We start from the raw sequence: 14,652 nt of genomic DNA, 5'->3' as shown, positions 1-14,652 counted from the left end.
GCCTTCGGATCTGGGCCGGCTCACTGGTTGCCGAGGTTGTCGAGAAGGTCGAAGATCTCTTCGGCTGTCGCCGACTGGAGGTCGTCGGTGGCGGCGCCGTCCTCGGGCGCGGCCCAGGCGGCGAGCGTGCGCAGCCGCTGTCTGATCGCGATCTGGTGCCCGTCGTCGAGGGTGGCGGCCTTGAGCCGGGCTTCGAGGTTGGCGATCTCGGTGAAGAGGGTGTCGACGGGGCTGACCTCGGGCGCCCGGTCGGGGCGGAGCAGTTCGGTGAGGTGCCGGGCGAGCGCGGTCGGCGACGGGTGGTCGAACAGCAGGGTCGCCGGGAGGCGCAGCCCCATTTCGGCGTGCAGCTGGTTGCGCAGCTGCACCGCGGTCAGCGAGTCGAAGCCGAGTTCGAGGAAGCCGCGGGTGGGTTCGACGTCGGTCGGGGTGGCGTAGCCGAGGATGGCGGCGGTGCGGGCCCGGACCAGAGCGAGCAGGGTCCGTTCGCGTTCGGCCTCGCTCAGCGGGGCGAGCCGGGCCGCGAGCGCCTGGGTGGGGGCGGTGTCGGTGGCCCGGCGTACCACGGTGACCAGGCCACGCAGGAGTTCGGGGACCGTGCCGTCGCTCGCGGCGGCCCGCAGCGCGGCGAGGTCGAGGGCGATCGGCACCGCCAGCGGCCGGTCGGCGGCGAGGGCGGCGTCGAAGGCGGCGAGGCCGTCGGCGGGTGCGAGGGCGCCGAAGCCGGTGCGGGCGAGCCGGGTGCGGTCGGCGTCGGTGAGCGAGCTGCCCATGCCGGCGTCCCACAGGCCCCAGGCCAGCGAGGTCGCCGGGATTCCCTGGGCGCGCAGGTGGGTGGCGTAGGCATCGAGGAAGGTGTTGGCGGCGGCGTAGTTGGCCTGGCCGGCGTTGCCGAGAAGTCCCGAGGCCGAGGAGTAGAGCACGAAGGCGCTGAGGGGCTTGTCCCGCGTCGCGGCGGCGAGGTTGCGGGCGGCGTCGACCTTGGCGCGGAAGACCGTGTCCAGGCGCTCCGGGGTCAGCGCTTCGAGGGTGCCGTCGTCGAGGACACCAGCGGCGTGGATCACTGCGGTGACCGGCTCGTCGCGCAGCGCGGCGGCGACCGCGTCGGCGTCGGACAGGTCGCACGCGAGCGCGCGCACGTCAGCGCCGTCGATGTCGAGGCTCGCGCCGGAGCGGGAGAGCAGGAGCAGCCTCCGGACGCCGTGGGCCTGCACCACGTGCCGGGCGACGAGCCTGCCGAGCGTCCCGGTGGCGCCGGTGACGACCACGGTTCCGTCGCCGAGGTCGGCCGTCCGCGAGGCCTCGAGCCGTACGAGGCGCGGCGCCCGTACGACGCCGTCGCGGACCAGCGCCTGCGGCAGCGGGAACGCCGTGTCCTCGGGTGCGTCCAGGAGGTGGATGCGGTCGGGGTGCTCGGACTGGGCCACTCGGGCGAGGCCCCACAGCGCGGCCCCGTCCGGGTCGGTGACCTCGTCGCCGGCGGCGCCGGATGTGCGTACGACCAGCCGGGAATCGGCCCAGTCGGGGTCGGCGAGCCAGGTCTGGAGCAGGGTGAGCAGCGCGGCGGTCCGGTCCCGGGCGGGGCCCGGCGCGGTCGCGTCCACTACCAGTACCTCGGCGGTCGTGGTCGGCAGTGGCTCGCCGAGCGCGATCGCGGTGCGGGGCTCCTCGGTGGGCGTGACGTCCTGCCGTATCCAGTCCAGGCCGAACAGCGGCCGGAGGCCCGCCGGGACGGCGCTGATCTGTTCCGCGGTGACCGGGCGAAAGGCCAGTTCGTCGATGGTGAGCACGGGGGTGCCGGAGCTGTCCAGGGCGGCCAGGCGGACCGCGCTGTCGCCGACCCGGGTGAGGTGGACGCGGATCGTGCCGGCGCCCACGGCGTGCAGTCGGGCCCCGGTGACCGCGAACGGCAGCCGGGTTGCCTCGTCGAAGAGTCCGGCCGCGCCGATCGCGTGCAGGGCCGCGTCGAGGAGGGCCGGGTGGACGCCGTACCCGTCGGGGTCCATGTCGTCCAGCCGTACTTCGGCGACCACCTGGTCGCCGTGGTGTGTGGCGCCGACCAGGCCTTGGAAGGTCGGGCCGTAGCTCAGGCCCGCGTCGGCCAGGCGCTCGTAGAGGCCGTCGAGCCGCACCGTTTCGCCGCCCGGCGGCGGCTCGGGGAGCGGCTGCGGTGTTCCGGTGTCGGTGGCGAGGAACCCGGTGGCGTGGGTGGTCCAGCCCTCGATGCCGTCGGGTTGCGCGTAGACGGCCAGGGCCCGGCGTCCGTCCTCGTCGGGGGCGCCGACCGTGACACGCAGGGCGATCCCGCCGGTGGCGGGCAGTGCGAGCGGTTCCTGGAGGAGCAGTTCGTCGAGGACGGGGGCGCCTGATCGGGTTCCCGCGGCCAGGGCGATGTCGACGAGAGCGGCGCCGGGGACGACCACCGTGCCGAAGACCGTGTGGTCGGCCAGCCAAGCCGGTGATCCGGCGGTCAGCCGCCCGGTGAAGAGCAGGCCGTCGCTGTCCGGGAGCGTGACGGCGGCGCCCAGCAGGGCGTGCTCGGCGTCGTGCAGGCCCGCGCCGGCGAGGTCGCCTGCCGGGTCGGTCAGGTCGATCCAGAGCCGCTGGTGCTGGAACGGGTAGGTGGGCAGGTCGAGGACGGGTGCGGGACCGGTGCCGAAGGTCGCGGCCCAGTCGACTTCCTGTCCGGCGACCTGGACCTGGGCCAGCGCCGTGAGCAGGGTCTCGACCTCGTCGCGGCCGCGGCGCAGGGTGGCCGCCGCGGTGAGTTCGGGCCGGGCGTCCTGGACGAGCGTGGTGAGTACGCCGTCGGGGCCGATTTCGAGGACCCGGTCCGCGTCCAGCAGCGCCATCGCGTCGGCGAACCGGACCGGCCGACGGACCTGCTCGACCCAGTACTCCGGGTCGGTCCAGCGCAGCGGTTCGCCGGGCTCGACGGTGGAGATCGCGGCCGGCCGGGGTTCGCGGAAGGTCAGTCCCCGCGCGACGTCGGCGTACTGCGCGAGCATCGGTTCCATCAGGTGGGAGTGGAAGGCGTGGCTGGTCCGCAGCCGGTTCGTCTTCCAGCCGCGCTCGGCGGCCAGCGCGGCGACCCGGTCGATGTCCGCCTCGGTTCCCGACACCACGACCGCGCTCGGCCCGTTCACCGCCGCGATGTCGGCGGCGGGCTCTTCCCCGGTGTCGTTCCCGGCGGTCAGCAGTGCGCGGACCTCGGCCTCGGCGGCGCCGACCGCGAGCATCGCGCCGCCTGTGGGCAGGGCCTGCATGAGCCGACCACGGGCCGCGACCAGGGTGGCGGCGTCCGCCAGGCTCAGGACGCCGGCGGCGTGGGCGGCGGTGATCTCGCCGACGGAGTGACCGGCCACCACGTCCGGCTTGACCCGCCAGTTACGCAGCAGGGCCAGCAGCGCGACCTCGACGGCGAAGATGGCGGGCTGTGCCCAGCCGGTCTGGTCCAGCCGGGACGGGTCGTCCAGCGCCTCGTGCAGCGGGAGGCCGAGTGCGGCCGCCGCCTCGTCGAAGGCCGTCGCGTACGCCGGGAATGCCGCGTAGAGTTCGCGGCCCATGCCGACGCGCTGGGCGCCCTGCCCGGTGAACACCATCGCCAGCCGCCCTTCGGCGGCGCGGCCGGTCGCGACCGGTTCCGCGGAGCCGGGGCTGAGCAGTACCGCGCGGTGCGGCAGGGTGACTCGCCTGGTCAGCGCGTGTCCGACGGCCGCGGGGCTCAGGTCCGGCCGGTCGCGGAGCACGGTGCGTATCCGCTCGACCTGCTCGGCCAGCGCCGCCGCGTCGTTGGCGGACATCACCAGCGGCACCGTACGGTTCACCGCCGGGCCCGGGGTGACCTCGGTGGTCGGCGGCTCCTCGAGGATGACGTGCGCGTTGGTGCCGCTGATCCCGAACGAGGAGATCCCGGCCCGGCGCGGTCGCTCCCCCGCCGCCCAGGGCTGGGGCGAGGTGAGCAGTTCGACGTTTCCGGCGGCCCAGTCCACCTGGGGGGTGGGCGCGTCGACGTGGAGGGTCTGGGGCAGGACGCCGTGCCGCATGGCCTGGACCATCTTGATGATCCCGGCCGCGCCGGCCGCGGCCTGGGTGTGGCCGAGGTTGGACTTGACCGACCCGAGCCAGAGCGGCTCTCCGGAACGGTCCTGGCCGTAGGTGGCCAGGAGCGCCTGCGCCTCGATGGGGTCGCCGAGGGTGGTGCCGGTGCCGTGCGCCTCGACCACGTCCACCTCGCCCGGCGTCAGGCCGGCGTTCGCCAGCGCGGCCCGGATGACCCGCTGCTGGGACGGACCGTTGGGCGCGGTGAGCCCGTTGGAGGCCCCGTCCTGGTTCACCGCGCTGCCCCGCACCACGGCCAGGACGGGGTGGCCGAGGCGCCGCGCGTCCGAGAGCCGCTCGACCAGCAGCAGGCCGACGCCCTCGGACCAGCCGGTGCCGTCGGCCGCCGCCGCGAACGACTTGCAGCGGCCGTCGGCGGCAAGACCGCGCTGCCGGGAGAAGCCGGTGAACGTGCCGGGGCTCGCCATCACCGTCACGCCGCCGGCGAGCGCCAGGTCGCACTCGCCCGACCGCACGGCCTGGGCGGCGAGGTGCAGCGCGACCAGCGACGAGGAGCAGGCGGTGTCGACGGTGACGGCCGGGCCCTCCAGGCCGAAGGTGTACGCGATCCGGCCGGAGGCGACGCTGCCGGAGTTGCCGGTGCCGAGGAAGCCCTCGATGTCCTCCGGCACGGTGGTGAGCCGGCCGAGGTAGTCGTGGTACATCAGGCCGACGAAGACGCCGGTGCGGGAGCCGCGCAGGCCCAGCGGGTCGACGCCGCCGCGTTCCAGGGTCTCCCACGAGGATTCGAGCAGCAGCCGGTGCTGCGGGTCCATCGCCATGCCCTCGCGCGGACTGATCCCGAACAGTCCCGGGTCGAAGTCGGCGGCGTCGTAGAGGAATCCGCCCTCGCGGGCGTACGACGTGCCGGGGTGGTCGGGGTCGGGGTGGTAGAGGGCCTCGACGTCCCAGCCGCGGTTGGTGGGGAAGAGCCCGATGCCGTCGCGACCGGCGGCGACGAGGTCCCACAGCTCGTCGGGGGTGGTGACTCCGCCGGGGTAGCGGCAGGCCATGCCGACGATCACTACCGGGTCGTCGTCGGCCGGCGCGGCGACGGCCGGGACCGCTACCGGAGCGGGGGCCGCGCCGGACAGCTCGGTGGCGAGGTGCTCGGCCACGGCGGTGGGGTTCGGGTGGTCGAAGATCAGCGTCGCGGGCAGGCGCAGGCCGGTCTCGGTGGCGAGCCGGTTGCGCAGCTCGACCGCGGTGAGCGAGTCGAAGCCCAGTTCGCGGAAGGCACGGCCGGCCGGGATCGAGTCCGGGCCAGGGTAGCCGAGCACCGCGGCCGCGTGGGTGCGGACCAGGGTCAGCGCCGCCGGGACCCGGTCGGCCTCGTCCAGGCCGGTGATGTGCCGGGCCAGCGCGGAGCCTCTGGTCCCGGCCGCGGCGGCGCGCCGGCGTGCGGGTGTCCGGATCAGACCGTGCAGCAGTTCGGCAGGCTCCTCGACGGCGCGGAGCGCGGCCAGGTCGAGCCGGATCGGGACGGCGGCCGGGCGGCCTGCGGCCAGCGCGGCGTCGAAAAGCGCGAGGCCGGCCGTTGAGTCCAGCGCGCCGAATCCGCTCCGGGCGAGTCGTCGGCGGTCGGTTTCGGCGAGCGCGGCGCCCAGGCCGACGTCCCACAGCCCCCAGGCCAGCGAGGTCGCGGGGATCCCCTCGGCCCGCAGCTGGGCGGCGTAGGCGTCGAGAAAGGCATTGGCGGCGGCGTAGTTGGCCTGGCCGGCGTTGCCGAACAGCCCCGAGGCCGAGGAGTACAGGACGAACGCGCTGAGGGGCTTGTCCCGCGTCGCGGCGGCGAGGTTGCGGGCCGCGTCGACCTTGGCGCGGAAGACCGCGTCGAGCCGTTCGGGGGTCAGGTCGGTGAGCAGGCCGTCGTCGATGACGCCGGCGGCGTGCACGACCGTGGTGACCGGTTCGTCGCGTAGCGCGGCGGCGACCGCGTCGGCGTCGGACAGGTCGCACGCGAGCGCGCGCACCTCGGCGCCGTCGATGTCGAGGCTCCCGCCGGAGCGGGAGAGCAGGAGCAGCCTCCGGACGCCGTGGGCCTGCACCAGGTGCCGGGCGACGAGGCCACCGAGGGTGCCGGTGGCGCCGGTGACCACAGCGACGCCGTCGCCGAACTCCGGCGTGCCCGGGGCGTGCAGCCGGGCCAGGCGCGGCACGGTCACCGTGCCGTCGCGCACCAGCGCCTGCGGCACCGGGTGGAGCGCGGCCTCGGCGGCGTCGATCAGGTGGATCCGGCCGGGGTGTTCGGACTGGGCCGACCGCGCCAGGCCCCACAGCGCCGCGCCGTCCGGGTCGGTGACGTCCTGGCCGACCGCGCCGAACGTCCGTACGGCCAGTCGGGAATCGGCCCAGTCAGGGTCGGCGAGCCAGGTCTGGAGCAGGGTGAGCAGCGCGGCGGTCCGGTCCCGGGCGGAGCCCGGCGCGGTCGCGTCGACGGCGAGCACCGCCGTGGTTGTCGTCGGCAGCGGCTCGCCGAGCGCGATCTCGGCCGGGCCTTCCGCCTCCGGGGTCAGGTCCTGCGGTGTCCACTCCACGGCGAACAGCGAGCGGGCCGTCTCGGACGGGCCGGCACTGGTCTCGTCGGCGGTGACCTGGCGGAAGGCGATGCCTTCGACGGTGGCCACCGGTTCGCCTGCGGCGTCGACCGCGTCGAGGCGGACGCTCTCGCCGTCCAGGCGGAGCCTGGCCCGCAGCAGCCCGGCTCCTTCGGCGTGGACGGTGACGCCGGTGAAGGCGAACGGCAGCCGGGTGGCGCCGTCGCCGTCCTGGCCCGTGCTCAGACCGTGCAGGACCGCGTCGAGCAGTGCGGGATGGACGGCGAACCGGTCGGGATCGGCGGGCAGTTCCGCTTCCACGTAGAGGTCGTCGTGGAGGTCGTCGCCCTGCCGCCAGACCTCGCGCAGGCCCTGGAAGACCGGCCCGTACGCGTAGCCCGCCGCTGCCAGCCGGTCGTAGAGGTCGTCCGTGGCCAGGCGGGCCGCGCCGGGCGGTGGCCAGGCGAACGCCTCTGCGGCCGGCTGAGCGGTGCTGAGGAAGCCGGTGGCGTGGACGGTCCAGGGGTCCTCGGTCGTGGGCTCGCCCGGGCGGGAGTGGACGGTGAGGGGGCGGCGGCCGGTCTCGTCCGGGGCGCCGACGCCGATCTGTACGGCGACGCCGCCCGGGGCGCCGATCGGCAGCGGCTGTTGGAGCACCAGTTCCTCGACCGTCGGGGCGCCGACCACGGCTCCGGCGGCGAGGGCGAGGTCGAGCAGCGCGGTCCCCGGCACCAGGACGGTGCCCAGGATCGTGTGGTCGGCCAGCCAGGGCTGGGCGCGGAGCGTGAGGCGGCCGGTGAGTACGGCGCCGTCGCCGTCGGCCAGCGGGACCGCGGCGCCGAGCAGCGAGTGCTCGGCCGGGCCCAGCCCGAGGCTCGCCGGGTCGGTGCCGTCGGCGCCGGTGCCGGCCTGCGGCCAGTAGCGCTGCCGCTGGAAGGCGTAGGTCGGCAGGTCGGGCAGCGGTGTGCCGGCGCCGTCGAGGACGGCCGTCCAGTCGACCTCCGTGCCCCGGGTGAACAGCGTCGCCACGCCATTGATCAGCGTGCCGACCTCGTCCCGGTCCCGGCGCAGCGTCGGCACGGCGAGCGTGTCCGGCTCGACTGCGCCGACCAGCGCGGTCAGCACGCCGTCCGGGCCGACTTCCAGGAACCGGGTGACGCCCTGGGCGGTCAGCTCGCTCACCGCGTCGGCGAACCGGACCGGGCGGCGGACCTGCTCGGCCCAGTACTCCGGCTCGGTCCAGCGCAGTGGCTCGCCGGGCTCCACGGTGGAGACTGCGGCCATTTGCGGCGCGGTGAAGGCGATCCGGTCGACGACCGCGCGGAACTCGGCGAGCATCGGCTCCATCAGGCGGGAGTGGAACGCGTGGCTCGTCCGCAGCCGGTTCGTCTTCCAGCCCCGCTCCGCGGCCAGCTCGGCGACCCGCGTGACGGCGTCGGCCGCCCCGGAGACCACGACGGCGTGCGGCCCGTTCACCGCGGCGAGGTCCACGTCCGGGCACGCCCGAACGACATCGGTCTCAGACGCGCCGACCGCGAGCATCGCGCCACCCGGCGGCAGCGCCTGCATCAGCCGGCCCCGCGCCGCCACCAGCGCGGCGGCGTCGGCCAGGGACAGGACACCGGCGGCGTGGGCGGCGGTGATCTCACCGATCGAGTGCCCGGCGACGAAGTCGGGCGTCACTCCCCAGTGCCGGAGCAGAGCCAGCAGCGCCACCTCGATCGCGAACAGTGCGGGCTGGGCGTAGGCGGTCCGGTCGAGCGCGTCCGGGTCGGCGAAGACGACCAGCCGCAGCGGCTGCTCCAGCAGCGGGTCGATCTGCTCGCACACCTCGTCGAACGCGGCCGCGAACACCGGGTACGCGGCGTAGAGCTGCTCGCCCATCGCCAGGCGTTGCGCGCCCTGGCCGGTGAAGAGCAGGGCGAGGCGGCCCCCGCCGGTCTCGCCGCGCGCCACGGCGTCCCGCCGCTTGAGCGCGCGGAGCAGCTGCGCCCGGTTCGGCGCCAGGTGGACCGCCCGATGTACGAGCGCGGCCCGACCCGCGGTGGTCCGGGCCAGGTCCACGACATCGACGTCCGGATGCGCGTCGAGCCAGTCGCGGAGGCGCTCGGTCTGTGCGTCCAGGCCGGCCTCGGTGGCGGCGGAGACGACGAACGGCAGCACGGGCAGCGCGCCGCGGCCGCGCGGTCGCGGCTCTTCCCCGTCGGCGGCCGATGGCTCCTCCAGGATGACGTGGGCGTTGGTGCCGCTGACCCCGAACGCGGACACGCCCGCCCGGCGCGGCCGGTCTCCGGCGGGCCAGGGCCGGGCCTCGGTCAGCAGTTGTACGGCGCCGGAGTCCCAGTCGGCCTGGGGCGTGGGCGCGTCGACGTGCAGCGTCCTGGGCAGCAGCCCGTGCCGCATCGCGAGGACCATCTTGATGACGCCGGCCGCGCCGGCGGCGGACTGGGAGTGGCCGAGGTTGGACTTGACCGACCCGAGCCAGAGTGGCTCTCCGGAACGGTCCTGCCCGTAGGTGGCCAGCAGCGCCTGCGCCTCGATGGGGTCGCCGAGGGTGGTGCCGGTGCCGTGCGCCTCGACCGCGTCCACCTCGCCCGGCGTCAGGCCCGCGTTGGCCAGGGCGGCCCGGATGACCCGCTGCTGCGACGGGCCGTTCGGCGCCGTCAGCCCGTTGGAAGCACCGTCCTGGTTCACCGCCGAGCCCCGTACGACGGCCAGCACGGGGCGCCCGGCCGACCGGGCCGCGGACAGCCGCTCGACCAGAAGCATGCCGACGCCCTCGGCCCAGCCGGTACCGTCGGCCGCCGCCGCGAAGGGCTTGCACCGGCCGTCGGCGGCCAGCCCGCGCTGCTTGGAGAACTCGGTGAACGTGCCCGGCGTCGCCATGATCGTGACACCGCCGACCAGCGCCATGCCGCACTCGCCCTGGCGGAGTGCCTGCGCGGCGAGGTGGAGGGCGACCAGCGAGGACGAGCAGGCGGTGTCGATGGTGACGGCGGGCCCCTCGAGGCCGAAGGTGTAGGCGATCCGCCCGGAGGCGACGCTGCCGGCGCTGCCGATGCCGAGGTACCCGCTCAGGTCGTCGGGGCTCTCCTCCAGCAGGGAGCTGTATCCCTGGTAGGTGGTGCCGACGAAGACGCCGGCCTGTCGGCCGCGCAGCGACAGCGGGTCGATGCCGGCCCGTTCGAACGTCTCCCACGCGGTTTCCAGCAGGAGCCGCTGCTGCGGGTCCATGGCGAGGGCCTCGCGCGGACTGATCCCGAACAGGCTCGGGTCGAACCGGTCGGCGTCCTCGACGAATCCGCCGTTGACGGTGTACGTGGTGCCGTTCCCGTCGGCGGCGTCGGGGTCGTAGAGCGCGTCGACGTCCCAGCCGCGGTTCGCCGGGAACAGGCCGATCGCGTCGGCCTCCCCGGCGACCAGGCCCCACAGTTCGTCGGGGTTGCTGACGCCGCCCGGGAAGCGGCAGGCCATCGCGGTGAGCACGATCGGGTCCTCGTCGGCGGGCGCGGGCGCCGTGCCGGTGACCGGCGGGGCGGCCTCGGCGGCCTCGGAGTCGAAGACCTGCTCCCGCAGGTGGTGGGCGAGTTCCAGCGGCGTCGGGTAGTCGAATGCGAGCGTCGGGGACAGGCGCAGCCCGGTCTCGGTGGCCAGCGCGTTGCGCAGTTCGACCGCGGTGAGCGAGTCGAAGCCGAGTTCGCGGAACGGCCGCTTGACCGCGATCGCCTCGGCGGACGGGTAGCCCAGGACGCGTGCGGCGTGGCCCCGGACCAGGTCGACCAGCGCGGTCTCACGCTGCGCCGGGGGAAGGGCGGCCAGCCGGGAGCGCCAGCCGGTCTCGACGATCGGCTCGTCGGCGGCCAGGGCGGCGACCTCCGGCAGGTCCTCCAGCAGCGGCCGGCGGCGGGCCGCGGCGAACGTCTCGACGAAGGTCGCCCAGTCCACGTCGGCGACGGTGAGGAGCGGCGAGGATCCTTGGGCAGCACGCCGCAGGACGTCGATGGCGAGGTTGGGGGAGATCGGGGCGAGGCCGCGTCGGCTCAGCGCCGTGCCGGTGTCGCCCTCGGTGGCCATGCCCGCCTCGGCCCACGGGCCCCAGGCCAGCGACGTGCCGGCCAGGCCGCGAGCGCGCCGCCGCTGGGCCAGGGCGTCGAGGCCGGCGTTCGCGGCCGCGTAGGCGCCGCCCCAGCCGCTGCCCCAGGTGGCGGCGATCGAGGAGAACAGCACGAACGCGTCCAGGTCCGTGTCGCCGAGGAGCTCGTCGAGGTGCAGGGCGCCCGCGGTCTTGCCCGCGAGCACCGACGCGAGGTCGGCGGCGTCTAGGTCGGCCAGCGGCGCGCTGTGCGAGACGCCGGCCGCGTGCACGACCGCGGTCAGCGGGGCCTCGGGGTCGGTGGTGGCCTGGCCGAGGAGGGCCGCGACAGCTCCTCGGTCGGCCAGGTCCATGGCGACGACCGTGACGCGGGCACCCGTGGCGCGGATCTCGTCGGCCAGGTCGTGCGCGCCGGGCGCATCCGGCCCGCGCCGGCTTGCCAGGACGAGGTGCGCGGCGCCCTGGGCGGCGGCCCAGCGGGCGATATGGCCGCCGAGCGCTCCGGTGCCGCCGGTGACGAGGACGGTGCCGCGCGGCTGCCAGCCCTCGTCGGGTCCGGCGGGCGCGTGCTCCAGCCTGCGGACGAGCAGACCGGAAGGGCGGACCGCGACTTGGTCCTCGGCGTCGAGGCCGCCCGCGAGGACCGCGACGAGCCGGTCGGCGGCGCGCACGTCGAGCGTCTCGGGCAGGTCGAGGAGGCCGCCCCAGCGGTCCGGATACTCCAGGCCGGCCACCCGGCCCAGGCCCCATGTCTCGGCCTGCTCCACGCCGGCGACCTGGTCGCCGGGCCCGGTGGCGACGGCTCCCCGGGTGAGGATCCACAGCGGACCGGTGACGGCGGCGTCCTCGACAGCCTGGGCGAGCGCGAGCGTTCCGGACAGCGCCGCCGGGACACCCGCCTCGTCCGCGCCGTCGCCCAGCGCGAGGAGCGAGACGACCCCGGCGATCTCGCCCTGCTCGCGGAGCCGGGCGGCGAGTGTGGCCCGGTCGGCCGCGGGAAGCGTCACGACGTCGGCGCCGGCCCGGGTGAGGATCTCGTCGACGCCGTACGTGTCGCCGGGGGCGACCACCATCCAGGTGCCGGTGAGCGCACGCGTGGTCGGGTCGGGCAACCCCGTCCAGGTCTCCTGGTAACGCCAGCCGTCGGACTGGTCGCGGCGCTGTGTGCGGCGGCGCCAGGAGGAGAGCGCCGGGACCAGGGCGCCGAGCGTCTCCCCGTGGGCCTCGGCGTCGATGCGCAGTTCGCCTGCGACCGCGCTGAGGTCGGCGGAGTCGACCGCGGCCCAGAAGTCGGCGTCCGTGCCCGTCGAGGTGACAGCTTCGCGGGGTGTGGGGCGAAGCCAGTAGCGCTGGTGGGAGAAGGGATACGTGGGCAGGTCGACCGGGCGGGCACCGGTGCCCTCGAACACCACCGCCCAGTCCACACGCTGGCCCCGGACAAACAGTTCGCCCAGGGCGGTGAGCAGCGCCGCGCACTCCTCCCGGTCGCGGCGCAATCCCGCCACCGCCACCGCGTCCGGGCACACCGCACCCGCCAACGCGGCCAGCACACCCTCCGGCCCCAACTCCAGCACCCGGTCCGCGTCCAAGGACATCGCCGCGTCGGCGAAACGGACCGGTTGGCGGACCTGGTCGACCCAGTAGTCGGGGTCCGACCACTGGCCGGGTTCGACGGGGCGGCCGGTAACCGTGGAGACAGCTGGGAGTGTCGGCTCGGCGAAGGTGAGTGTCTCCACGACCGTGCGGAACTCGGCGAGCATCGGCTCCATCAAACGGGAGTGGAACGCGTGGCTCGTACGCAACCGGTTGGTCTTCCATCCTCGCTCACCGGCCAGTGAGGCGACCTGCTCCACGTCCGCCTCAAGCCCCGACACCACCACCGCGGCCGGGCCGTTCACCGCCGCGATGTCGATGTCCGGGAACGCCTCCCGCACCTCCGCCTCCGAGGCACCCACCGCCATCATCGCCCCACCGGACGGCAACGCCTGCATCAACCGGCCCCGAGCCGCCACCAGCGCCACCGCATCCGCAAGGCTCAGGACCCCAGCCGCGTAGGCAGCCGTGATCTCGCCGATCGAGTGGCCCGCGACGACGTCCGGGGTCACGCCCCAGGACCGCACCAACGCCAGCAACGCCACCTCCACCGCGAAGATGGCCGGCTGGGCACACCCAGTCTGATCCAAGGACGCTTCATCCAGCTCGTGCAGCGAAAGATCCAGAGCCGCACACACCTCGTCGAACACCGCCGCGAACACCGGGAACGTCTCATACAACTCCCGGCCCATCCCCACCCGCTGCGACCCCTGACCGGTGAACACCACCGCCAGCCGCCCCTCAACCGACACCCCCTGGATCACGGTGCCGCCCAGCAGCACCGCCCGCCGCTCCAGCACCGCCCGCGACGTCAACGCCGCACCCACATCCAGCCGCGCCGCCTCCACCCCACGCACCCGCTGAATCTGCGCCTCCAACGACCCCTCGCAACGCGCACTCACCACCAACGGCACCACCGGCAACACCACCACCGGCTCACCGGAGACCTCCGCGGCAGCCGGAGCCTCCTCCACGATCACATGCGCGTTCGTCCCACTGATCCCGAACGACGACACCGCCGCCCGCCGCGGCCGACCCACCTCCGGCCACGACCGCGCCCGCGTCAACAACTCCACCGCACCCGCCGACCAATCCACCTGCGACGACGGCGCATCCACATGCAACGTCCGCGGCAACACCCCATGCCGCATCGCCTGCACCATCTTGATGATCCCCGCCACACCCGCCGCCGCCTGAGCATGCCCGATGTTCGACTTCACCGACCCCAGCCACAACGGCCGGTCCTCCGACCGGCCCTGACCGTACGTCGCCAGCAACGCCTGCGCCTCGATCGGATCACCCAGGCGGGTCCCCGTCCCGTGCGCCTCCACCGCGTCCACATCGGCCGGGGACAGACCGGCCGACGCCAGGGCCTGCAGGATGGCGCGCTGCTGGGCGCCGCCGTTCGGGGCGGTGAGGCCGTTGGAGGCGCCGTCCTGGTTGACGGCGCTGCCCCGCAGGACGGCCAGGATCGGGTGGCCGAGGCGCTGAGCGTCCGAGAGGCGCTCGATCAGCAGCAGGCCGACGCCCTCGGACCAGCCGGTGCCGTCGGCCGTGTCCGCGAACGACTTGCACCGCCCGTCTGCGGCCAGGCCGCCCTGCTTGCTGAACTCCCCGAACGAGTCCGGGGTGGACATGACAGCCACACCGCCGGTGAGGGCGATCGAGCACTCCCTGCTGCGCAGGGCTCGGCAGGCCATGTGCAACGCGACCAGCGAGGAGGAGCAGGCGGTGTCGATGGTGACCGCCGGGCCCTCCAGGCCGAACGTGTAGGCGAGCCGACCGGAGAGCACTGCGGGGGCGGTGCCGGTGAGCAGGTGGCCGAGAACGCCGTCGGGCAGGTCCTCGACGTAGGAGCCGTACCCGAGGTAGCTGCCGCCGACGAAGACGCCGCCTTGCGTGCCGCGCAACGTCGCGGGGTCGATCCGGGCCCGCTCCAAGGTCTCCCAGGCCACTTCGAGCAGGACTCGCTGCTGCGGGTCCATGGCCAGCGCCTCGCGCGGGCTGATCCCGAAGAACACCGGGTCGAAGTCGCCGGCGTCGTGGAGGAAGCCACCGGTGTGGACGTCCGTCCCGGCCGAGCCCGGCTCGTACCAGGTCTCCCAGCCCCGGTCGGCGGGGAACGCCGAGGTCGCGTCCACGCCATCGGTGACCAGGTGCCAGAGGTCGTCGGGGGAGGCGACACCGCCGGGGTACCGGCACGCCATCGCGACGATGGCGATCGGCTCCTGCTCGGCGGATTCCAGCTCGGTGAGGCGCCGACGGGTCTGGGTCAGGTCCGCGGTCACCCACTTGAGGTAGTCACGGAGGGTTTCCTCAGTCGCCATT

1 protein-coding gene is annotated in these 14,652 nt (G+C 74.8%); it reads right to left on the bottom strand.

Features of this window, described 5'->3' with window-relative positions; translation table 11 throughout:
• Positions 1 to 20: 20 nt before the first annotated feature.
• On the bottom strand, positions 21 to 14,651 hold the full coding sequence (locus tag Q4V64_RS44525) for a type I polyketide synthase (protein WP_348540826.1): 14,631 nt from the start codon (positions 14,649 to 14,651) through the stop codon (positions 21 to 23).
• Position 14,652 lies beyond the last annotated feature (1 nt).

This window comes from Streptomyces sp. NL15-2K, from assembly GCF_030551255.1.
Taxonomy (GTDB): Bacteria; Actinomycetota; Actinomycetes; order Streptomycetales; family Streptomycetaceae; genus Streptomyces.
This window is presented reverse-complemented; position numbering and strand designations above follow the sequence as displayed.